The sequence below is a fragment of the Bradyrhizobium sp. USDA 3397 genome (genome assembly GCF_054060965.1).
Window position 1 is genome coordinate 4,110,250 of sequence record NZ_JBSSDS010000001.1, and the last position, 20,549, is coordinate 4,130,798.

Below are 20,549 nucleotides of genomic sequence, written 5' to 3' on the forward strand. Positions count from 1 at the left end.
ATATCGCCACGTTCATCCCCCGACGAATTTTCTAGTCCTTGGAGGATGTCCGCATGCTCGCGCCATCGGGCGAATTGCTGCGCGCCGGGATGGCGCTCAAGCTCAATCACGTCAAACGCGCTGCTCAATCCTATCTGCGCGACCAGACCAGCCAGGCAACCGGCAAGGTGACATCCTACGCCGTGGCCGGCGGGCTGTTCGCGGTCGCCGGCCTGTTCGTTGTCGCGGCATTTTTCGTTGGCCTGATCGCCTTGTACCGCTGGGTCGGGATCACCTACGGGCAGTTCTGGGGATTTGGCGCCGTCGCCGCAGTGCTGCTGGTGCTGGCTGCGGTCTGTGCCGGGGTGGCTATGGCCCAGATGAAACGCAAGGCCAAGCCGGTCGTGCCGCTCGCGAGCCGTCTGCGCGTGGCGGTCGCCACGCCCCGGATCCCGCGTGGAACGGTCAAGGAGGCGGTGAAGGAGGTCGCAACGACGATTCCCCTCGCGCCGCTCGCACCGGGCGAGCGCGGCGGCATCAAGACCTGGCCGGCCCGCGCCAACCGTCCCGTGCAGCTCGGCCTGATGCTCGCGGCGGTCGGCCTGGTCGGGCTGACGGCCGCCCGGCGGCGACGCAACAGGCATAGTCTGGAGGCGTGATGCTGGCGCGGCGCCCCGAACAGATCGACTCCTGGCTGCTGGTGGCGGCGACGGCCGTGTTCGTGCTGACCGCGGAGCGCTACTTTCAGGATTCCGGCCTGGCGAGGCCGGGGCCTCCGCAAGACCACCGCAAGGGCGAAGCGAATTCCCCGGAAACTCACCCGGCCGGCGCGGCGATGCAGCCGGGCCGCGGCCGCCGGGCGAAAAGCCCGTTCGAGATCCCCTGGGCGGGCTGGAAGGACATTTTCTGGCGGACCTATCAGCGCATCGACGAGGATCGCCTGCTCGCGACCGCGGGCGGCGTCGTCTTCTTCGGGCTGCTCGCACTCTTCCCCGCAGTCACCGCGCTCGTCTCCTCCTATGCCCTGTTCGCCGATCCCGCCACGATCAGCGCCAATCTGCACACGCTTGCGACCATGCTGCCCGAGGGCTCGTTCCAGATCGTCGAGGAGCAGGTCGCGCGCGTGGTGTCGAACGGCAATGCGACGCTCGGCGTCACCTTCCTGGTCGGCCTGCTGCTTGCGATCTGGAGCGCCAATGCCGGCGTCAAGGCGATCTTCGACGCCCTCAACGTCGCCTATGAGGAGCGCGAGAAGCGCAGCTTCATCCGGCTGAACATGGTCTCGCTGGCCTTCACCGTTGGCGGCATCGTGGCGCTGCTGTTGATGGTGGGAGCCGTCGTCGCCTTCCCGCTTGCGCTCAATCATCTCGGCATGGCGCCCGAAAGCAAGCTGATCGTGGCGCTGGCACGATGGCCGCTGCTGTTCATCATCCTGCTGGTCGCACTCGCCATCCTCTATCGCTTCGCGCCGAGCCGCGATGCGCCGCGCTGGCAATGGCTGAGCCTCGGCGCCGTGATTGCCGCGATTCTCTGGATCGCGGGCTCTGCCCTGCTGTCCTGGTATCTCTCGGAATTCGCCAATTACAACGCGACCTACGGCTCGCTGGGCGCGGCGATCGGCCTGATGACGTGGATGTGGATGTCGGCGATCGTCATCATGTTCGGCGCCGAGCTGAATTCGGAGATCGAGCGGCAGACGCTGCGCGATACCACCACCGGGCGGGCGAAGCCGCTCGGCACCCGGGACGCCGTCTCCGCCGACACGGTCGGCGCCACCGCGCCATTTTGATCGGTGGCGGTCGGGCCGAAGCTGGCCCGACCGCATCCCGGGCGCGATCAGCGCTTGGTGATCACGGCTTCCAGATATTCGCTGTGCACCACGATCGTGCCGTCATCGGCGTGGTTGAACTCTTCGAGCAGCGCCAGGAGATCGCGCGTCAGCGCGGCTTGCCCGTTCGCGTCGAGCGCGGCAAACGCCTTCAGCGTGGGGCCGTAGAAAGTCTTGAAGATGTCGAGCCAGTGGTCCGGCGACCGATAGCGGAACACGAACATGCGCGGCTCGGCGGCGATCTCCGCGGCCACGCCGCCGAACATCTCCTCGAGCCGTGCCGGTGTCCCCCACATGGCGGGCGATTTCACCCCGGCCGGCGGCGGCAAATGCTTGCCGATGGTCTTGAACAGCTGGCCGATAAAACCTTGCGGCGTCCAGTTGGCAAGGCCGATCTTGCCGCCGGATCTGCAGACCCGCGCGAGCTCGGAAGCGGCCTTGTCCTGATCCGGTGTGAACATCACGCCGAAAGTCGAGAGCACGACGTCGAAGGCGGCATCCGCAAACGGCAGCGCCTCGGCATCCGCCTCGCGGAACTCAACAGTGAGGTGTTCGGCCATGGCGCGCTCGCGCCCGCGTTTGAGCAGCGCCGGTACGTAGTCGGTGGATGTGACGTCACACCAGCGCCGCGCCGCCGCCAGCGTTGCATTGCCGTTGCCCGCCGCGACGTCCAGCACCTTGCTGCCGGCGCGCAAGTCAATGGCCTCGCAGAGCTGTTCCCCGACGATCTGCAAGGTGGTGCCGACCACGGCATAATCGCCGGACGACCAGGCGCCGTGCTGGCGCTGCTTGACGGCGGCAAGATCGGGCTGGGGGGCGGCTTGCTTGAGCGCGGCGGATGTCGACATGGCAATCTCCTGCGGTTGAAAACGCCGGGACGATAGAGCGCATGCGGCGCGCTGGCCTTGAGGGCGGCATGATTTTCCGCTGAGAGCGTCTTGATTTCCGCACCTGAGCCGGCAGACGGGTAACGAAAGGCTTTGGGCGCGCGGGCCTGAATAGGCGCCGACACAGTCACTATCCCCTCGAATCAACAATGATGTTAGGCTCATCGATGCTTGGGGGAGCATGAGGCGTGACGAGGTCGAGCGCGACCCGTGTTTTCCCCGGGTGAGGCAGTCAGCTCTTAAAGGCATAACGCGCGGCATGATTCGCATTTCGACGATCTTCATCGCCATCTGCATGGTCCTGGTCGCGGCCTCGCTCGGGCTCGTGCTCTATTCGGTCACCGGCATCAGCGGAACGGAATCGGCGATCGTGGCGCTGACCGCGCTGACCTTCCTGATCCTCTACAACGCGGTGTCGATGCGGCTGCGCGACCGCAGCGACGTCGGCGGCCAGATCGCCGACCTCTCGCGCGGCACTGCCGACCTCGCCCGCCAGGTGGCCGAGTTCGGCCGCCGGCTGGCTGCGGTCGAGAGCCGCATCGCCGCGTCCAATTCGACCAATTCCGACCGCATCCAGTCGGTCATCGGCGAGATCAATGAACTCGGCGGATTGGTCAGGCAGCTCGCCACCACCGTCGCGGCCCATGAGGATCTGCTCGCCGGCCACGCGCCAGCGGCGGCACCCGCCCCGATCACAAGGCCCGAGCCGGAAACGCCGATCGATCTGGCTGCCCCCTTCGAGGAGAAGCCGCTCGCTCCTCCTCCCCTTCCGCAGCCCCCGCCACGGCCGGCGCCGCCGACGGTGCAGGCCCAGGCCATCCCCCCGGTTCAGACCGCCAATGGGCGCAACCAGACCCAATTGCTGGCGACGCTGCGCAATGCAGTCGACGAGAACCGCATCGATATCTTCCTGCAGCCGATGGTGACGCTGCCGCAGCGCAAGGTGCGGTTCTACGAGGCGGTGACGCGCCTGCGCGACGAGCGCGACCAGCTCATCGCCGCCGAGGAGTTCATCAGCATCGCGGAAGCCTCGGGCCTGATCGGGCGCATCGACAACATGGTGATGCTGCGCTGCGTGCAGGTGCTGCGGCGTCTGATGGTGCGCAACAAGGACGTCGGCGTGTTTTGCAACGTCGCGGCTTCCACGCTGGGCAATTCCACTACCTTCGCGCAATGCCTCGATTTCCTGGAAGCCAATCGCGCGCTGGCGCCCTCGCTGGTGCTGGAGTTCAAGCAGTCGACCTTCCGCAATCTCGGTCCCGTCGAGACCGAGAACCTTGCGGCGCTCGCCCAGCGCGGTTTCCGTTTCTCGATCGACCATGTCACGGATTTGCGCATCGAGCCGCGGGAGCTGGCCGATCGCGGGGTTCGCTTCATCAAGGTGCCGGCCGCGCTGCTGCTCGATCCCAAGCAGGCCTCCGCCTCCGACATCCACCCGTCCGACCTCTCCGACCTGCTCGGCCGCTTCGGCATCGACCTGATCGCCGAACGGATCGAAGGCGAGCGCGCCGTGGTCGACCTGCTCGACTATGACGTGCGGTTTGGACAGGGCTTCCTGTTCGCGCCGCCCCGGCCATTGCGGCCGGAGGGGGCATCTGCTACCGGCGGGGCCTCGCCGAACCAGGCGCAGGACATTCAGGGATCCAATGGCTCCGCCACACCCAGCTCAGGCGCGACCTCTTCGGCGCCTCCGCCCCAGCGCATCACCGGCAACGCAGCCCTCGCGCGCCGCATCTGATCGGCCGCGCTCGTCATGACCGCGCTGCATTTTGCCGGAGGCCTGCGCGAGCTCGTGGGCGGTGTGGAGGTCGTGCTCAGCGATATCTGGGGCGTGGTCCATAACGGGCTGGAATCCTTCCCCGAGGCGTGCGAGGCGCTGCACACCTATCGCAGCCGGGGCGGTACGGTAATCCTGATCACCAACGCACCGCGCCCGGCCGATTCCGTGCAGCGGCAATTGCGCAAGCTCGGCGTCCCCGATGAGACCTATGACGCCATCGTATCTTCGGGCGACCTGACCCGGCTCTACGTCGCCGAGCATCCCGGCCGCAAGATGTTCTGGCTCGGCCCCGAGCGCGACAACTCGATCTATCGCGGCCTCGATGCGGTGACCGCGCCGCTGGAGCAAGCCGATTACATCGTCTGCACCGGCCTCTACGACGACGAGACCGAGACGGCGGAAGACTATCGCGGCATGATGCTGCAGGCGCGCGAGCGCAAGCTGACGCTGGTCTGCGCCAACCCCGACATCGTGGTGGAACGCGGCGACCGGTTGATCTACTGCGCCGGCGCCATCGCCGAGCTCTACCGCGAGCTCGGCGGCGAGGTGATCTTCTACGGCAAGCCGCACCGGCCGATCTACGAACGCGCCATGGCGCTCGCCGGCGAACGCCAAGGCTACCAGATCGACCGGAAAAAGGTGCTGGCGATCGGCGATTCCGTCCGCACCGACTTAACCGGCGCCCGCGAATTCGGCATCGACTGCCTGTTCGTCACCCGCGGCATCCATGCCGAGGAGTTCGAGGGCCTCGACCAGCTCGACCCGAATTCGGTCATGGAGCTGTTCGGCCACCCGCCGAAGGCGCTGATGCGCGAATTGAAGTGGTGACGGCGGAGCGCGCGCAGCTGCAATGGGCTTAGAGGCAAGCCTCAGACGCCGTCATGGCCGGGCATAGCCGTCCGAAGGACGGCGTCGCTTGCGCTCGCCTATGACCCGGCCATCCACGTCTTCCTTTTTTTGCATCCAAGAACGTGGATGCCCGGGACAAGCCCGGGCATGACGTTCCAAACGGAAAATTGTTGTCCGGCGAAGAGCGCCCTTACGCGCTCGCCATGTCCGGGAAGACCGCCTCGATCTTGGTCTTCAGCGTCGCCGCATTGAACGGCTTGACGATGTAATTGTTCACGCCGGCCTTCTTGGCCGCGATCACGTTCTCGGTCTTCGATTCCGCGGTGATCATGATGAAGGGCGTGGTGGCGAGGTTCGGATCCGCGCGGACTTCGCGCAGGAGGTCGTAGCCCGTCATCGGCTCCATGTTCCAGTCGGAGATCACGAGCCCGTACTTCTTGCCGCGCATCTTGTTCAGCGCTGCCGAACCGTCGCTGGCATCATCGATGTTCTCGAAGCCAAGCTGCTTCAGCAGATTCCGGATGATACGGATCATGGTGCTGTAGTCATCCACCACCAGAACCGGCATCGACAAATCAACCGCCATCTCGACTCCCCCAACGCAAACCCAGGAATATTACGATCGGACCTGCCAGGCCGGCGCCCGGCAGTTCCACGCCTCAAGGACTAGCACCAAGGCCTTAAACAGCGCGTTAACTGCGGTCAGCTCCGAAGGCTTGAAATCGTGTTCAATGTCTGCCCGCCCCGCCGCTTGACTTCGCAGGGCCGGTCGCGCCACGGTCCGGGCCGGTCCTGCCCGGTTCGAGAATTCCCCTGATGGCTCCGCCTTTTACCGTCATCCGCGATACAACGCCGGATTCCGCGATTCCGAGGGGCGCCGTCGTTGCCATGGGCAATTTCGACGGCGTGCATCTCGGCCATCGCGCCGTCATCGCGGCTGCCCTGGAGATGGGCAGGGCGCATGGCCGGCCTGCGCTGGCCTTGACCTTCGAGCCGCATCCGCGACGGTTCTTCAGCCCCAACACCCCGCAATTCCGCCTGACGGACGAGCGGGCCAAGCTGCGGCTTCTGGCCGGTACCGGACTTGCCGGCGCCGTGGTCATGACCTTCGACAAGGCCCGTGCCGGAACCAGCGCGCAAGATTTCATTCACCATGACCTGATCGGGCGTCTCGGCGTCAGCGGCATCGCGGTCGGCTACGACTTCCATTTCGGCAAGGGACGGGTCGGCTCGCCCGGCCTCCTGGTCAACGAGGCGCCCCGGCTCGGCATCGAGGTCGACGTCCAGCCGCATGTCGATATCGACGAGCGGCCGGTCTCCTCCAGCGCGATCCGGATCGCCCTCGCCGAGGGCCAGCTCGACGAGGCCACGACCATGCTGGGCGCGCCCTGGTTCATCACCGGCGAGGTCATCCACGGCGAAAAGCGCGGCCGCGACCTCGGCTATCCCACCGCCAACATCCGCCTGGACGCCAATTGCGGCCTCAAGCACGGCATCTACGCGGTCCGGGTCGGGCGCGGCCAGGGAAAGGCTCAGGTGCGTCTGGATGGCGTGGCCAGCTTCGGCCGCCGCCCGACCTTCGACAATGGCGCCCCGCTCCTCGAAATCTTCCTGTTCGACTTCAAGGGCGACCTCTACGGGCAGGCGCTCGACTGCGCCTTCATCGGCTTCATCCGCGAGGAGGTGAAGTTCGAGGGCATCGAGGCCCTGATCCGCCAGATGGACGACGATTCCGCACGCGCCCGCGCCTTGCTCGCCGCCGCCCCGGACGCGTTTCCGCGGCTGGGCGTGATCGATTGAGAGGCGAAACCGGGCCACCCGGACCTTTGCGCTTCCTCCGCCCCCCTGCTATGGAGAGCCCATGTTTGCGCGGCGCATCATAGGGATTAGCGGCCCGGCTTCCGCCTGAGCCTGAGGGCTCGGCGCAAGACCGGGATTTCGTCGTTTCACCCGCGATTCCGCATCGCCATCCGTTCCCGCGCCCTTCCGAGCCAGTCAGCCTCATGTCCGAAAAGCCGCAAAAGTCCCAAAAGTCTGAAGCCAAGGACTATTCGAAGACCCTGTTCCTGCCGCAGACCGAATTCCCGATGCGCGCCGGCCTGCCGCAGCGCGAGCCGGAGATCCTCAAGCGCTGGTACGAGATCGGCCTCTACGAGAAGCTGCGCCAGAATGCGAAGGGGCGCGCCAAGTTCGTGCTGCATGACGGCCCGCCCTACGCCAACGGCAACATCCATATCGGCACGGCGCTGAACAAGATCCTGAAGGACCTCGTCACCAAGAGCCAGCAGATGCTCGGCTTCGATTCCAACTACGTGCCGGGCTGGGACTGCCACGGCCTGCCGATCGAGTGGAAGGTCGAGGAGGAGCATTATCGCAAGAAGGGCAAGCAGAAGCCCGACTTCCGCGACAGCGCCGCAATGATCGATTTCCGCAAGGAGTGCCGCGCCTATGCCACGCACTGGCTCGGCGTGCAGCGCGAGGAGTTCAAGCGCCTCGGCGTGATCGGCGATTGGGACCATCCCTACGCCACTATGAGCTATCCGGCCGAAGCCCAGATCGCGCGCGAGCTGATGAAGTTTGCCGCCAACGGCACGCTCTATCGCGGCTCCAAGCCGGTGATGTGGAGCGTGGTCGAGAAGACCGCGCTGGCCGAAGCCGAGGTCGAGTACGAGGACCACACGTCCGATACGGTCTGGGTGAAATTCCCGGTGACCTCGCCCGCGCACGGTGCCCTCGCCTCGGCGAGCGTCGTGATCTGGACCACCACGCCCTGGACGCTGCCGGGCAACCGCGCCATCTCGTTCTCGCCGAAGATCGCCTATGGCCTCTACAAGGTGACGGACGCCCCCGCCGACAATTGGGCCAGAAATGGCGACCTCCTCATCCTCGCCGATGCGCTCGCCCAAGACGTCTTCAAGCAGGCGCGCGTGACGGCTTATGAGAAGGTCCGCGACGTCCCCGGCGACACCATGGACGCGATCGAGTGTGCCCATCCGCTCAAGGGCATCGGCGGTGGCTACGACTTCATCGTGCCGCTGCTGCCTGGCGACCATGTCACCGACGACACCGGCACCGGCTTCGTGCACACGGCGCCCGGCCACGGCCGCGAGGACTTCGATGTCTGGATGGCAGAGGCGCGCGATCTCGACGCGCGCGGCATCAACACCGCCATCCCCTATACCGTCGACGAGAACGGCGCCTACACCGATCATGCGCCGGGCTTTGCCGGCAAGCGCGTCATCACCGACAAGGGCGAGAAGGGCGATGCCAACGAGGCCGTGATCAAGGCGCTCGTCGAGAAAGGCATGCTGCTCGCCCGCGGCCGGCTCAAGCACCAATATCCGCATTCCTGGCGCTCCAAGAAGCCGGTGATCTTCCGCAACACGCCGCAATGGTTCATCGCGATGGACAAGGATATCGCGACGGCTGGCAAGACCAAGGCCGGCGACACGCTGCGCGCCCGCGCGCTGCACGCGATCTCAGTGACGCAATGGGTGCCGCCGTCGGGCGAAAACCGCATCAACGGCATGATCGAGGCGCGCCCGGACTGGGTGATCTCGCGCCAGCGCGCCTGGGGCGTGCCGATCGCCGTTTTCGTGCGCGAGAAGGGTGACGGCTCCGCCGAGATTCTCCAGGACGAGGCCGTCAATGCGCGCATCGGTGAAGCCTTCGAGAAGGAAGGCGCCGACGCCTGGTATGCGACGGGCGCGCGCGAGCGCTTCCTCGGGCCCCGCGCGAACGAAAACTGGCAGAAGGTCGACGACATTCTCGACGTCTGGTTCGATTCCGGCTCGACCCACGCTTTCGTGCTCGAAGATCCCGTGCAGTTTCCCGGGCTCGCCGGCATCAAGCGCAAGGTCGACGGCGGCGCCGACACGGTGATGTATCTGGAAGGCTCGGACCAGCATCGCGGCTGGTTCCATTCCTCGCTGCTGGAAAGCTGCGGCACGCGCGGCCGCGCGCCTTACGATATCGTGCTGACCCACGGCTTCACGCAGGCCGAGGACGGCCGCAAGATGTCGAAGTCGCTCGGAAACACGATCGAGCCGCAGGCCGTCATCAAGGAATCCGGCGCCGACATCTTAAGGCTCTGGGTCGCGTCGAGCGACTATACCGACGACCAGCGCATCGGCCCCGAGATCCTGAAGAACACCGTCGAGACCTACCGCAAGCTGCGCAACACGGTGCGCTGGATGCTGGGCACGCTGCATCATTACAAGCCGGCCGACGCAATCGCGCCGGCCGAGATGCCCGAGCTCGAGCGCTTGATGCTGCACGAGCTCTCAGGTCGCGCCGCCGCGATCGGCAAGGCCTATCGGGAGTTCGACTACAAGACCGTGGTCGCGATCCTGTCGGCCTTCCTTAACAGCGAGCTCTCCGCATTCTACTTCGACATCCGCAAGGATACGCTGTATTGCGATCCGCCCTCGTCACTGACGCGCAAGGCGGCGCTGACGACCATCGACCTGTTGTGCGCTTCGATCCTGAAATGGCTGGCCCCGATCCTCAGCTTCACTGCGGAAGAGGCGTGGCGCATGTACCGGCCCGACGCCGAACCGTCCGTGCACCTGACGCTGTTCCCGACCGATCTCGAAGCCTTGCGCGACGACAGGCTCGCCGCGAAATGGGAGACGATCCGCAACGTGCGTCGCGTCGTTACCGGCGCGCTCGAGCTGGAACGCGCCGCCAAGAACATCGGCTCCTCGCTCGAGGCATCGCCGGTGATCTATGTCGCCGATCGCGGCATGCTGGCGACCTTGTTCGACATCGATCTGGCTGAAGTCTGCATCACCTCGAACTACGAGGTGCGGGAGGGCGAGGCGCCGGCCTCGGCGTTCCGCCTCGATGCCGTCCCCGGCGTCGCGGTCGTGGTGGAGAAGGCGATCGGCACCAAATGCGCCCGCTCCTGGAAGATCTCGCCGATGGTCGGCGAGGACCCTGAATACCCCGACGTCACCCCGCGCGATGCAAAGGCACTGCGCGAATGGAAGGCGCTCGGGGTGAGCGTCTGATCGGTCGGGCATGACTCCGCTCCGCGCCGGCATCCTCGCGGCCATGGTCACGCTCGTGGCCGACCAGGCCTCGAAGCTCTGGCTATTGAACGTGTTCGAGCTTGCCCGTCGTGGCGTGGTGCGGGTAACGCCGTTCTTCGACCTGGTGCTGGCCTGGAATATCGGCATCAGCTTCGGCTGGCTTCAGAACGACAGCCAGGCCGCGCAGCTCGCGCTGATGGCCGTCAAAGCGGTCGCGGTGATCGCGCTGGCGATCTGGATGGCCCGCTCGCACACCATGCTTGCGACCGTCGCGCTCGGCCTGATCATCGGCGGCGCCATCGGTAACGGCATCGACCGCCTGGCCTATGGCGCGGTGGTGGATTTCGCCCTGTTCCACATCGAGATCGCCGGAAGTACCTATAATTGGTATGTGTTTAACCTCGCGGACGTGGCCATCGTTGCTGGGGTGGCAGCGCTATTGTATGATTCCTTCCTGGGGGTACCCGCCGCAAAAGCGCCCTGATCCCGGCCGATACGGACCGGCAGCTGGAACCCGGCTTTTGCAAGGGTCAAGCCGCGTGTGGGCGGCAATCTGCTACAATATGAAACAGGTACGGTGATGCGCAGCTCGAAGACCAGCGGTTCGATGGTTCGGGGCTCCCAATCCGGGGGCTGGCGGGCACTGAAATTGGCCGCCGTCGCGCTCGGCATCGGCCTTGTCATGTCGACCGGCGCCGCCCGTGCTGCCGATGATGACGACGACGACATGACCTTCGAAGAGAAGCTCATCGACAACCTGATGACGGGCCTTGGCGCCAGGAGCATGGAAAAACCCGGCATCGAATACCGCGAGCGTTCGCCGCTGGTCGTGCCCCCTAAGCTCGACCTGCCGCCGCCGGCCGCCGCCGAAGCCGCGGCTGCGCCGAACTGGCCGAAGGACCCCGACGAGAAGCGCCGCAAGGAAGCCATCGCCCAGCGGAAGAAGTCCGGCAACAAGGCAACGGAGTACTGGAAGAACGCCCAGCCGCTGTCGCCCGCCGAGTTGAACGCCCATCGGACGGCCGCCGCCGACAGGACGAGCAATGAGCCGGTCCAGCCAGGCACCAACGTGGCCAATCCGACGATGAGCCCTGCCGAACTCGGATATACCGGCGGGCTGTGGAAACTGTTCAAAGGGAACGGGCCTGAGTCGAAGCAGTTTACGTCGGAGCCGCCACGCCAATCACTGGTGGAGCCGCCGCCGGGATATCAGACGCCGTCGCCGAACTACGCCTACGGCGCGGGCCCGGATAATTCGAAGCGGACCTATTTCGACGTCCGATCCGGCAAGGAGAAGGAGCAATAGCGTTCCTGTCCTGTCGCGACATTCTGACCCACGCGAAGCGAGGGTCGGCGGTGCATGTCCGCCCACCTCGTTCAAAATTGCTTATCAGTAACTTGCCTAAGCGTTGAGTTCTCTGCTTCGTGACGCGAAGCCTCAGCCGCACGGAGTAGCATGCCGTGCCCTCCGAGCCGGAGATCCGGGCTCGGCACCTCACAACCAGGGATCATGATGTCCTCTTACCGATCGGCTGCCTGCCTCCTTGCCGCGCTGCTTTCGACGAGTGTCCTTTCGGCCGGCGCCGCCCTTGCCCAGACCACGGTGACATCGGCTCCGCCCGCCAGCTTCACGCTTTCCAATGGCATGCAGGTCGTGGTGATCCCGGACCGCCGCACCCCCGTCGTCACCGAGATGATCTGGTACAAGGTCGGCTCGGCCGACGAGACGCCCGGCAAGTCCGGCCTCGCCCATTTCCTCGAGCACCTGATGTTCAAGGGCACCGCGAAGCATCCGGCTGGCGAATTCTCCCAGACTGTGCTGCGCGTCGGCGGCAACGAGAACGCTTCGACCTCGGTCGACTACACCAACTATTATCAGCGCGTGCCGAAAGAGCAGCTGCCGACCATGATGGAGTTCGAGGCCGACCGCATGACGGGCCTCGTTCTCAAGGACGAGAACGTGCTGCCCGAGCGCGACGTCGTGCTCGAAGAGTACAACATGCGAGTCGCCAACAATCCGGATGCGCGGTTGAACGAGCAGATCATGGCCGCGCTCTATCTCAACCATCCCTACGGGCGGCCGGTGATCGGCTGGCATCAGGAGATCGAGAAGCTCGATCGCGAGGATGCGCTTGCCTTCTATCGCCGCTTCTATGCGCCGAACAACGCGATCCTGGTGATCGCCGGCGACGTCGACGCCGCTGAAATCCGCCCGCTGGTCGAGCGCAATTTCGGCTCGATCCCCGCGCAGCCCGCGATCCCGGCGCGGCGCGTTCGTCCGCAGGAGCCGGAGCCCGCCGCCCCGCGCACCGTCACGCTGGCCGACCCGCGCGTCGAGCAGCCGAACATGCGGCGCTATTATCTCGTGCCCTCCGCAACCACGGCCGCGGCCGGCGAGAGCGCGGCCCTCGACGTGCTGGCGCAGCTGATCGGCAGCGGCAGCAATTCCTATCTCTACCGTGCCCTCGTGGTCGACAAGCCGCTCGCGGTCTCCGCCAGCGCCAGCTATTCGAGCATCTCGCTCGACCCGACCCAATTCGCGATCTCGGCTGCACCGAAACCCGGCGTCAGTTTTTCAGAGCTCGAGCAGGCGGTCGACGGGGTCCTTGCCAACGTCGCACAGAACCCGATCCGCGCCGAGGATTTGGAGCGGGTCAAAACCCAGCTCATTGCCGAAGCGATCTACGCCCAGGACAACCAGGCTGTGCTGGCGCGCTGGTACGGCGGCGCGCTGACCACCGGCCTGTCGATCGAGGACATCAGGAGCTGGCCCGATCGCATCCGCGCCGTCACCGCCGAGCAGGTTCGCGCCGTTGCGCAGAAATGGCTCGAGAAGAAGCGCTCGGTGACGGGCTACCTGATCAAGGACACTGTAACCGCCAAGCGCGAGGAGAAGCGCTCGTGACCTATTCCTTCCTTCGACGCGTTGCATTCTCCGTTGCCGCCGGCGCGGTCCTCGCATTCTCTGCGGTCTCGCCATCGCAGGCCGCCGCAAAGATCCAGCACCTGATCTCGCCGGGCGGCATCGAAGCCTGGTTCGTGCAGGACGCAACCGTGCCGCTGATTGCCATGGAATATTCCTTCGCCGGAGGCTCGGCGGAGGACCCCAAGGACAAGCCGGGCGTTGCCAATCTGGTCGGCTCTCTCCTCGACGAAGGCTCGGGCGATCTCGATTCCAAGACGTTCCATGAACGGCTCGACCGCCGCGCCATCGAGCTGTCCTTCAACGCCACCCGCGACACCCTCCGCGGCAGCCTGCGCATGCTGCGCGACAACAAGGACGAGGCCTTCGACCTGCTCAGGATGGCGCTGACCTCGCCGCATTTCGACGCGGCCGACGTCGAACGCATCCGCTCGCAGGTCATCTCGGGCCTGCGCCGCGAGACCACCAATCCGACCTCGCTGGCGAGCCGCAAGTTTCTGGAGCTCGCGTTCGGCGATCACCCCTACAGCCGGCAGAGCAACGGCAACCTCGACAGCGTGCCGACCATCACAATTGCCGACCTGAGGAATTATGTCGGCCGTGTCCTCGCCAGGGATGGCCTCAAGATTGCGGTCGTCGGCGACGTCGATCCGGCTACGCTCGGAAAGCTGCTCGACCACACCTTCGGAAGCCTCCCGGCCAAGGCTAATCTGACGCCAGTCCCCGACGTCGAGGCTGCAAAGCCGCCGCAACGTGCCTTCGTGACCCTCGACGTGCCGCAGACGGTGATCACCTTCGGCGGACCCGGCGTGAGGCGGAGTGACCCCAGCTTCATGGCGGCCTATGTGGTCAATCACATCCTCGGCGGCGGCGGCTTGTCATCCCGGCTCTATCGCGAGGTGCGCGAAAAGCGCGGGCTCGCCTATTCAGTGTACGAGTCGCTGCTCTGGATGCAGCACTCGGCGATCTTCATCGGCAACACCGGCACCCGCGCAGACCGTGCCGGCGACACCATCGAGGCCATCGAACAGGAGGTGCGCCGCATCGCCGAGGAGGGTCCGACGCAGAAGGAGCTCGATGAGGCCAAGTCCTACCTCAAGGGCTCGCAGATGCTGGCGCTCGACACCTCGTCCAAGCTGGCACAGGCGCTGCTGCAATATCAGCAAGACAAGCTGCCGATCGACTATATCGAGAAGCGCAACGCCATCGTCGACGCCGTGACGCTGGACGATGCCAAGGCGGCCGCCAAGCGGCTCTGGGGCCAGGGGCTGCTGACCGTCGTCGTCGGCCGGGCCCCGCAGGCCGCCGCGCAACCGGCGGCTGCGACACCGAAGTCGAACTGATCTCTTTTCTGGACATTTCCAGAATGGCCGGGCTCGTCCCGGCCATTTGCGGTTCGCGGCAGCGGCATTGCTGAAGGCAGATGTCCGCGGTATGTCCTGACATCACGAATGGTGCCAGCATGCTGCGGATATCCCGCGATCTCGTCATCGACGAGGACGACATCGAGATCGGCTTTGTCCGCGCCTCCGGCCCGGGCGGGCAGAACGTCAACAAGGTCGCGACCTCCGCGCAGCTGCGCTTCGACACGCGCAAGCTGACCTTGCCCGAGGACGCGGCGCTGCGCCTTGCCCGCATTGCCGGCCAGCGCATGACCAAGGACGGCGTGATCGTGATCCACGCCCAGCGCTTCCGCACCCAGGAGCGCAACCGCCAGGATGCCATCGATCGCCTCGTCGAGATGCTCAAGGAGGCCATGGTCCGGCCGACACCTCGCCGCGCGACGCGGCCGACCTTCGCCTCCAAGCAGCGGCGGCTCGAGGGCAAGAAACGCCGCAGCGACATCAAGGCCGGCCGCGGCCGGAGCTTCGACGATTGATGCGAAAAAACCTCCGGTCGCGCGAGCGACCGGAGGTTTGCCGTTCGCGAGCTGGCGTCAGTAGCGCTTGCCGGCCGCAGCACCGCCGGTCGCCGCGTCGTCTGCGGTGCCCTTGCGCGTCGCGCTGCCGGTGGTTCCGACGGACCCCTTCGTGCCCTTGCCCGACTTCATGCCGACCTTCTCGCCGGCTGCGCCCTGCTGTGCACCGAGATCCTCATCCTCGCTGCCTGACGCGCCGCCTTGCATGGGCTTGCTTTGTACGGTGCCGCCAGGCCTCGTCGCAGACGAGGTGCCTTGGGCGAGAACGGGCGTTGCAACGAGGGCCGCGAGAGCGCAAGCGATCGCAGAGGTCTTCACCAACTTCATCCATTTCTCCTGGAATGTCGCGATGAACCGTTCGGCTGCCTTCTGCACCGTTCGCCTGCACCGGATCGGTTCATCGCGCTGAGAGTTCGAACGGTGCGGTGTGATGCAAGCCGCGTCGTGTGGTGATCGTTTAGGGTTTTCGCGGCGCTTTCGCGGAATTGTGCTCCTCATATGCGGCGGCGCGGAACATGCCACGCATTCCCGACGGACGACGCGAGTCGAAAATGTCCCCCATTTCGGGTGTGGGAAGCTCGACCTGACCCATGCATTTGTCGCTGCGCGGCATTAGACTTGAGAATATTCGCCGAGTGAGCCTCATGCCCGTCCGCCAGCTGCCAGAACAGGTCGTCAACCGCATCGCCGCCGGCGAGGTGGTCGAACGTCCGGCGAGCGTGGTCAAGGAGCTGGTCGAGAATGCGATCGACGCCGGCGCGAGCCGCATCGACGTCTTCACCGACGGCGGCGGGCGGCGGCGGATCGGCATCACCGACGACGGCAGCGGCATGACCGCAAAAGACCTTGCGCTCGCCGTCGAGCGCCACGCCACCTCCAAGCTCGACGACGAGGACCTGCTGCAGATCCGCACGCTCGGGTTTCGCGGCGAGGCCCTGCCCTCGATCGGCTCGGTGGCGCGCCTCGCCATCACCACGCGACACGCGAGCGAGCCGCACGCCTGGGCGCTGTCGGTCGAGGGCGGCGAGAAGTCCGGGATCATGCCGGCGGCGCTGGCGCATGGCACGCGCGTCGAGGTTGGCGACCTCTTCTATGCGACGCCGGCGCGGCTCAAGTTCCTGAAGACCGACCGCACCGAAGCGGAGGCGATCCGCGAAGTGGTGCGGCGCCTCGCGATGGCGCGACCCGACATCGCCTTCACGCTCGCCGGCGAGGAGCGCGCACCGGTGACCTGGACCGCGGCGCTGCCCGGCGCGGCCGGACGGCTGACCCGGCTCGGCGACATCCTCGGCGCCGAGTTCCGCAGCCACGCCATCGAGGTCCATGCCGAGCGCGAGGGGGTCGTGGTCGCCGGCTATGCCGCTGCGCCGGCGCTCACAAAGGCCAACGCACTCGGCCAATATCTCTTCGTCAATGGCCGGCCGGTGCGCGACAAGCTCATTCTCGGCGCCGTGCGCGCGGCCTATTCCGACTATCTGCCGCGCGACCGCCATCCCGTGCTGGCGCTGTTCGTCACGCTCGATCCGCGCGAGGTCGATGCCAATGTGCATCCGGCCAAGACCGAGGTGCGCTTCCGCAATGCCGGCCTCGTCCGCGCGCTGATCGTCCATGGCTTGAAGGAAGCGCTGGCGCGCGAGGGCCGCCGCACCGCCGCCAATAGCGGCGAGAGCGCGCTGTCATCGTTCCGGCCCGCCTTCATGCCGACGCGCCCCGCAAGCTGGGACTGGCGCGCCTCGCCAGCCGCCCCGGTGGCGCCGATGCCGTCGTTCGAAGGCTCGGCTGCACCTGCGTTCACCGAACGGGCCCAAGCTGCGTTCGACGTCGGCGCGCCCAGCGCGGACGTTCGGATCGAGACGCAGCCGGTAGCTGATCTCGTCGACCGCCCGCTCGGCGCGGCGCGCACGCAGATCCACGAGACCTACATCGTCTCGCAGACCCGCGACGGCCTGATCATCGTCGACCAGCACGCCGCGCATGAGCGCATCGTCTACGAGCGGCTGAAGGCCTCGCTCGCTGCCAACGGCGTACAGCGCCAGATCCTGCTGATCCCTGAGATCGTCGAGATGGACGAGGCGACGGTGGAGCGCCTGCTGGAGCGCAGCGAGGAGCTGGCGTCGTTCGGCCTCGCGATCGAATCCTTCGGCCCCGGCGCGGTCGCGGTGCGCGAGACGCCGTCGCTGCTCGGCAAGACCAATGCCGGCGGCCTGTTGCGCGATCTCTCCGAGCACATGGCCGAATGGGACGAGGCGCTGCCGCTCGAACGCCGCCTGATGCACGTCGCGGCGACCATGGCCTGCCACGGCTCGGTGCGCGCCGGCCGCCGCTTGCGGCCGGAGGAGATGAACGCCCTGCTCCGCGAGATGGAGGACACCCCGAACTCCGGCCAGTGCAATCACGGCCGGCCGACCTATGTCGAGCTGAAGCTGAGCGACGTGGAGAAGCTGTTCGGGCGGAGGTGATCCGATGCTCTCGTAGGGTGGGCAAAGGCGCGCTCTTCGCGCCGTGCCCACCATCTTCCAAAGTCGCAAGAAATGTGGTGGGCACGCTTCGCTTTGCCCACCCTACGGCAGCGGCGCTACGGCCCTTTCAGAAACACGAACTCCGTATCGTCATACGCTCGCCGCTCCAATTCCTCGTATCCTTCCGGCGTCACGAACTGCGCGGCCTTCGCCTCCTCCACCACCAGCAGCGCGCCCGGGGTGAGCCAGCCGCCGTCGCGCAGGCTCGCGAGCGCCTTCTCGGCAAAGCCCTTGCCATAGGGCGGATCGAGGAACACCAGCGAGAACGGCTCGACGGGATGCGCGGGGCCGAGATCGGTCGCATCGCGGCGATAGACTTTTGTCACCCCGCCGAGGCCGAGCGATTCCACATTGTTGCGCAGCAGCGCCCGCGCCTCCGCGCCGTTGTCGACGAACAGCGTGAATTTCGCCCCGCGCGAAGCCGCCTCGATGCCGAGCGCGCCGGTGCCGGCGAAGAGATCGAGGACGCGCGCGTCGGGAATCGGATCGTCATAGGCGTGCACGAGGATGTTGAACACGGACTCGCGCAACCGGTCCGCCGTCGGCCGGATGTCACGCGAGGACGGTGAGGCAAGATTGCGCCCCTTCAAACGACCGCCGACGACGCGCATCACACCACTCCGTCATGCCCAGGCTTGTCCCGGGCATCCACGTTCTTCAGCCGTAGGCGCAAGCAAGACGTGGATGGCCGGGTCAAGCCCGGCCATGACGACCACTTGCGCATTGCCAGGCTCGTTCTACCCATTTGGACCTACTCGCCGTCCCGCGGCGTCAGGTCGCGCTTGCCGTGATAGCCGCGCTTGGGACGGCGCGGCGGGCCGTAGCCGCTCGCCTCCATCTCGTTGCGCTCGCGCGCCTCCTCGCTGCCGGTGCGCTGCACCAGCACGCGGCGACCCTTGCGGTCGTTGATCACCGCGCGCTTGCTGGCGGGCTTCTTCTCGCTCGCTGCGTCGTCGGCGCGCGAAGATGATTTCGAGGGCGCGTCGAACTGCGCGCCCGACTTCTCGATCACCTTGTCGCCGAGCTGCTCGCGCAGCACGCGCGCGCGGATCTCCTCGACCTGGCCTTCCGGAATCTCGCCGAGCTGGAACGGGCCGTAGGAGACGCGGATCAGCCGGTTCACCTCGAGGCCGAGATGGGCGCAGACATTGCGCACCTCGCGGTTCTTGCCTTCGCGAATCGCGAACACCAGCCAGACATTGGCGCCCTGGTCGCGCTCCAGCGTGGCCTCGATCGGACCGTACTTGACGCCCTCGATCTCGATGCCGTTCTTGAGCTCGTCGAGCTGTGCCTGGGTGACATCGCCATGGGCGCGGACGCGGTAGCGGCGCAGCCAGCCGGTGTCGGGCAGCTCGAGCGTGCGCGCGAGGCCGCCATCGTTGGTGAGCAGCAGCAAGCCCTCGGTGTTGAAGTCGAGCCGGCCGACGCTGATCAGCCGCGGCAGGCCTTCGGGCAGATTGTCGAACACGGTCGGACGGCCCTCGGGGTCGTCATGCGTCGTCATCAGCCCGCGCGGCTTGTGGTAGAGGAACAGCCGCGTGCGCTCGCGCTCCGGCAACGGCTTGCCGTCGACCATGACGACGTCGTTCTTGGTGACGTCGAGCGCCGGCGAGTTGATCACCCTTCCGTTGACGGTGACGCGGCCCTGCGTGACCATCTCCTCGGCGTCGCGGCGCGAGGCGAGACCGGCGCGGGCCAGCACCTTGGCGATGCGCTCGCCGGCCTTCTTCGGCTTCGGTGCGTCGTCGCGGCGCGGCCGGCCCTCGAAATCACGATCGCGCTCGCGATAGGCGCCGCGGCCGCCGAAGGCGGGACGCTTCTCGAAGATCCTGCTGTCGTCCTCATTCTCGCGGCGCGGACGATCGCGGAAGCGGCCCTCGTTGCGCGGATGCTCCTGCCAGTCCATGCGGCCTTCGGGGCGCTGGCGCGGCCGATCGAACTTCGGACGGTCACCGCGTTCGCTGTCGCGGTCACGGGGCCGATCGAATTTCGGCCGCTCGCGGAACGGGCGGTCACCGGATGCGCGGTCGTCGCGCGAACGAGAGAAACGCGGACGTTCATCGCCACGACCGCCCTCACGGCGATCGTCGCGCTGACGCCAGGGCTTCTCGTCGCCGCGATCGCGGCCGCCGAAATCCTTGTCGAAGCTCTTGCGCGGGCGATCCCCGCGCGGTGCGCGATCACCGCGATCGAAATTCGGGCGGTCTCCGCGTGGCTTGAAGCTGCGTTCGCCACGATCCTCGCGCGGCCCGCGATCCCCACGGTCGCGTTGGCGATCCCCACGGTCGCGTCCGCGATCCGGCCCGCCCCGCGAAAATTTCCGTTCGCCGTCGAATTTGCGCTCCGGGCGGTCGCCGCGCGGCGCGTAGGGCTTCTTCTCGCCGAACTTCCTGTCGCTGGAGCGGCCGGCCGAGCGTGCATCGTCGCGATCCCTGCGCGGCGGACGATCGTCGCGGCCAGATGACGGACGATCGCCGCGCGGCTTGAAGCTGCGCTCACCGCGGCCCTCGCTGCCGCGGTCGTCGCGCTTGAAGCGGGGACGGTCACTGAAATCGCGGCGCGGTGCGTCGCCTTCCTCGCGGCGGCGGAATGGACGGCTGTCGCGGTCGCCACGCGGCGGGCGGCTGTCGCGCTCACGCTTACCCCCACCCTTGCCCTCGAAGCCGCGCTTGGCGAATTTCTTCTCTGGCCCGCGCGGCTTGCCGCTACGGCCTTTGGCCGGGCCTCGCCGGCCGCGGGAATCGTTGTCTTTGTCGCTGTCGCGAGGCATGACTAATCTCACTTAAGGGGTGGCGCGAGCATTGTGCGCGCTCGCTGCGAGCCGCATGCTCAG

17 protein-coding genes are annotated in these 20,549 nt (G+C 66.5%); 12 read left to right on the forward strand and 5 right to left on the reverse strand.

Features of this window, described 5'->3' with window-relative positions; genetic code table 11:
- Positions 1-53: 53 nt before the first annotated feature.
- Together ACVWYQ_RS18885 and ACVWYQ_RS18890 are read left to right on the forward strand one after the other, a co-directional pair.
- Entirely contained in the window at positions 54-638 is a 585-nt protein-coding gene (locus ACVWYQ_RS18885; RefSeq protein ID WP_057027666.1) for a phage holin family protein, read from the forward strand.
- Entirely contained in the window at positions 638-1,768 is a 1,131-nt protein-coding gene (locus ACVWYQ_RS18890; RefSeq protein ID WP_456726256.1) for a YihY/virulence factor BrkB family protein, read from the forward strand. Before ACVWYQ_RS18885 ends, ACVWYQ_RS18890 begins: the two co-directional genes overlap by 1 nt.
- A gap of 47 nt (positions 1,769-1,815) precedes the next feature.
- On the opposite strand, the gene ACVWYQ_RS18895 is transcribed toward ACVWYQ_RS18890, so the two are convergent.
- Positions 1,816-2,655 (reverse strand): class I SAM-dependent methyltransferase, encoded by an 840-nt coding sequence (locus ACVWYQ_RS18895; RefSeq protein WP_404544024.1) that lies wholly within the window; start codon positions 2,653-2,655, stop codon positions 1,816-1,818.
- 298 nt (positions 2,656-2,953) lie between these two features.
- On the opposite strand from ACVWYQ_RS18895, the gene ACVWYQ_RS18900 reads away from it, so the two are divergent.
- On the forward strand, positions 2,954-4,432 hold the full coding sequence (locus ACVWYQ_RS18900) for an EAL domain-containing protein (protein ID WP_404544026.1): 1,479 nt from the start codon (positions 2,954-2,956) through the stop codon (positions 4,430-4,432).
- Between the two features lie 15 nt (positions 4,433-4,447).
- Positions 4,448-5,302 carry a TIGR01459 family HAD-type hydrolase gene (locus ACVWYQ_RS18905; protein WP_271539071.1) on the forward strand — a complete coding sequence of 285 codons (855 nt, stop codon included), beginning with the start codon at positions 4,448-4,450 and terminating at the stop codon, positions 5,300-5,302.
- A gap of 211 nt (positions 5,303-5,513) precedes the next feature.
- On the opposite strand, the gene ACVWYQ_RS18910 is transcribed toward ACVWYQ_RS18905, so the two are convergent.
- Positions 5,514-5,909: a response regulator gene (locus ACVWYQ_RS18910; protein ID WP_008567674.1), complete on the reverse strand. Its 396-nt coding sequence runs from the start codon at positions 5,907-5,909 to the stop codon at positions 5,514-5,516.
- 230 nt (positions 5,910-6,139) lie between these two features.
- Here ACVWYQ_RS18910 and ACVWYQ_RS18915 point away from each other — a divergent pair, with 230 nt between their 5' ends.
- The 7 genes from ACVWYQ_RS18915 to arfB all read left to right on the forward strand — a co-directional run bounded on the left by ACVWYQ_RS18915 (position 6,140) and on the right by arfB (position 15,158).
- Positions 6,140-7,123 (forward strand): bifunctional riboflavin kinase/FAD synthetase, encoded by a 984-nt coding sequence (locus ACVWYQ_RS18915; protein WP_404544029.1) that lies wholly within the window; start codon positions 6,140-6,142, stop codon positions 7,121-7,123.
- A 203-nt stretch (positions 7,124-7,326) separates the two neighbouring features.
- A complete protein-coding gene (ileS, locus tag ACVWYQ_RS18920; RefSeq protein WP_404544031.1) occupies positions 7,327-10,335 on the forward strand; it encodes an isoleucine--tRNA ligase in 3,009 nt (1,002 codons plus the stop codon).
- Between the two features lie 10 nt (positions 10,336-10,345).
- Positions 10,346-10,840 carry a signal peptidase II gene (lspA, locus tag ACVWYQ_RS18925; RefSeq protein WP_404544034.1) on the forward strand — a complete coding sequence of 165 codons (495 nt, stop codon included), beginning with the start codon at positions 10,346-10,348 and terminating at the stop codon, positions 10,838-10,840.
- 96 nt (positions 10,841-10,936) lie between these two features.
- Positions 10,937-11,662 (forward strand): hypothetical protein, encoded by a 726-nt coding sequence (locus tag ACVWYQ_RS18930; RefSeq protein WP_404546359.1) that lies wholly within the window; start codon positions 10,937-10,939, stop codon positions 11,660-11,662.
- Positions 11,663-11,866: 204 nt separating this feature from the next.
- Positions 11,867-13,261, forward strand: coding sequence for a M16 family metallopeptidase (locus ACVWYQ_RS18935; protein ID WP_404544037.1), 1,395 nt, complete (start codon positions 11,867-11,869; stop codon positions 13,259-13,261).
- Complete coding sequence (locus ACVWYQ_RS18940; RefSeq protein ID WP_404544040.1) at positions 13,258-14,622, forward strand: M16 family metallopeptidase; 1,365 nt, start codon at positions 13,258-13,260, stop codon at positions 14,620-14,622. The genes ACVWYQ_RS18935 and ACVWYQ_RS18940 overlap by 4 nt, the downstream gene beginning before the upstream one ends.
- A 119-nt stretch (positions 14,623-14,741) precedes the next feature.
- Positions 14,742-15,158 carry an alternative ribosome rescue aminoacyl-tRNA hydrolase ArfB gene (gene arfB, locus ACVWYQ_RS18945; protein WP_036009333.1) on the forward strand — a complete coding sequence of 139 codons (417 nt, stop codon included), beginning with the start codon at positions 14,742-14,744 and terminating at the stop codon, positions 15,156-15,158.
- Positions 15,159-15,215: 57 nt separating this feature from the next.
- Here the strand turns inward: arfB and ACVWYQ_RS18950 are convergent, their stop codons facing one another.
- The gene (locus ACVWYQ_RS18950) at positions 15,216-15,524 is read right to left on the reverse strand and encodes a hypothetical protein (RefSeq protein WP_456726257.1); all 309 of its coding nucleotides are present in this window, start codon (positions 15,522-15,524) and stop codon (positions 15,216-15,218) included.
- Between the two features lie 317 nt (positions 15,525-15,841).
- On the opposite strand from ACVWYQ_RS18950, the gene mutL reads away from it, so the two are divergent.
- On the forward strand, positions 15,842-17,656 hold the full coding sequence (gene mutL, locus ACVWYQ_RS18955; RefSeq protein WP_456726258.1) for a DNA mismatch repair endonuclease MutL: 1,815 nt from the start codon (positions 15,842-15,844) through the stop codon (positions 17,654-17,656).
- A 116-nt stretch (positions 17,657-17,772) separates the two neighbouring features.
- Here mutL and rsmD read toward each other — a convergent pair whose 3' ends face one another.
- The gene (gene rsmD / locus ACVWYQ_RS18960) at positions 17,773-18,327 is read right to left on the reverse strand and encodes a 16S rRNA (guanine(966)-N(2))-methyltransferase RsmD (protein WP_271539084.1); all 555 of its coding nucleotides are present in this window, start codon (positions 18,325-18,327) and stop codon (positions 17,773-17,775) included.
- Between the two features lie 140 nt (positions 18,328-18,467).
- Positions 18,468-20,486: a pseudouridine synthase gene (locus ACVWYQ_RS18965; protein ID WP_271539086.1), complete on the reverse strand. Its 2,019-nt coding sequence runs from the start codon at positions 20,484-20,486 to the stop codon at positions 18,468-18,470.
- Between the last annotated feature and the right edge of the window lie 63 nt (positions 20,487-20,549).

What these genes read in the sequence shown, in the direction of transcription:
- ACVWYQ_RS18885 (WP_057027666.1), top strand. Translation starts at nt 54, where the DNA reads ATGCTCGCGCCATCGGGCGAATTGCTGCGCGCCGGGATGGCGCTCAAG.
- ACVWYQ_RS18890 (WP_456726256.1), top strand. Translation starts at nt 638, where the DNA reads ATGCTGGCGCGGCGCCCCGAACAGATCGACTCCTGGCTGCTGGTGGCG.
- ACVWYQ_RS18895 (WP_404544024.1), bottom strand. Translation starts at nt 2,655, where the DNA reads ATGTCGACATCCGCCGCGCTCAAGCAAGCCGCCCCCCAGCCCGATCTT.
- ACVWYQ_RS18900 (WP_404544026.1), top strand. Translation starts at nt 2,954, where the DNA reads ATGATTCGCATTTCGACGATCTTCATCGCCATCTGCATGGTCCTGGTC.
- ACVWYQ_RS18905 (WP_271539071.1), top strand. Translation starts at nt 4,448, where the DNA reads ATGACCGCGCTGCATTTTGCCGGAGGCCTGCGCGAGCTCGTGGGCGGT.
- ACVWYQ_RS18910 (WP_008567674.1), bottom strand. Translation starts at nt 5,909, where the DNA reads ATGGCGGTTGATTTGTCGATGCCGGTTCTGGTGGTGGATGACTACAGC.
- ACVWYQ_RS18915 (WP_404544029.1), top strand. Translation starts at nt 6,140, where the DNA reads ATGGCTCCGCCTTTTACCGTCATCCGCGATACAACGCCGGATTCCGCG.
- ileS (WP_404544031.1), top strand. Translation starts at nt 7,327, where the DNA reads ATGTCCGAAAAGCCGCAAAAGTCCCAAAAGTCTGAAGCCAAGGACTAT.
- lspA (WP_404544034.1), top strand. Translation starts at nt 10,346, where the DNA reads ATGACTCCGCTCCGCGCCGGCATCCTCGCGGCCATGGTCACGCTCGTG.
- ACVWYQ_RS18930 (WP_404546359.1), top strand. Translation starts at nt 10,937, where the DNA reads ATGCGCAGCTCGAAGACCAGCGGTTCGATGGTTCGGGGCTCCCAATCC.
- ACVWYQ_RS18935 (WP_404544037.1), top strand. Translation starts at nt 11,867, where the DNA reads ATGATGTCCTCTTACCGATCGGCTGCCTGCCTCCTTGCCGCGCTGCTT.
- arfB (WP_036009333.1), top strand. Translation starts at nt 14,742, where the DNA reads ATGCTGCGGATATCCCGCGATCTCGTCATCGACGAGGACGACATCGAG.
- ACVWYQ_RS18950 (WP_456726257.1), bottom strand. Translation starts at nt 15,524, where the DNA reads ATGAAGTTGGTGAAGACCTCTGCGATCGCTTGCGCTCTCGCGGCCCTC.
- mutL (WP_456726258.1), top strand. Translation starts at nt 15,842, where the DNA reads ATGCCCGTCCGCCAGCTGCCAGAACAGGTCGTCAACCGCATCGCCGCC.
- rsmD (WP_271539084.1), bottom strand. Translation starts at nt 18,327, where the DNA reads ATGCGCGTCGTCGGCGGTCGTTTGAAGGGGCGCAATCTTGCCTCACCG.
- ACVWYQ_RS18965 (WP_271539086.1), bottom strand. Translation starts at nt 20,486, where the DNA reads ATGCCTCGCGACAGCGACAAAGACAACGATTCCCGCGGCCGGCGAGGC.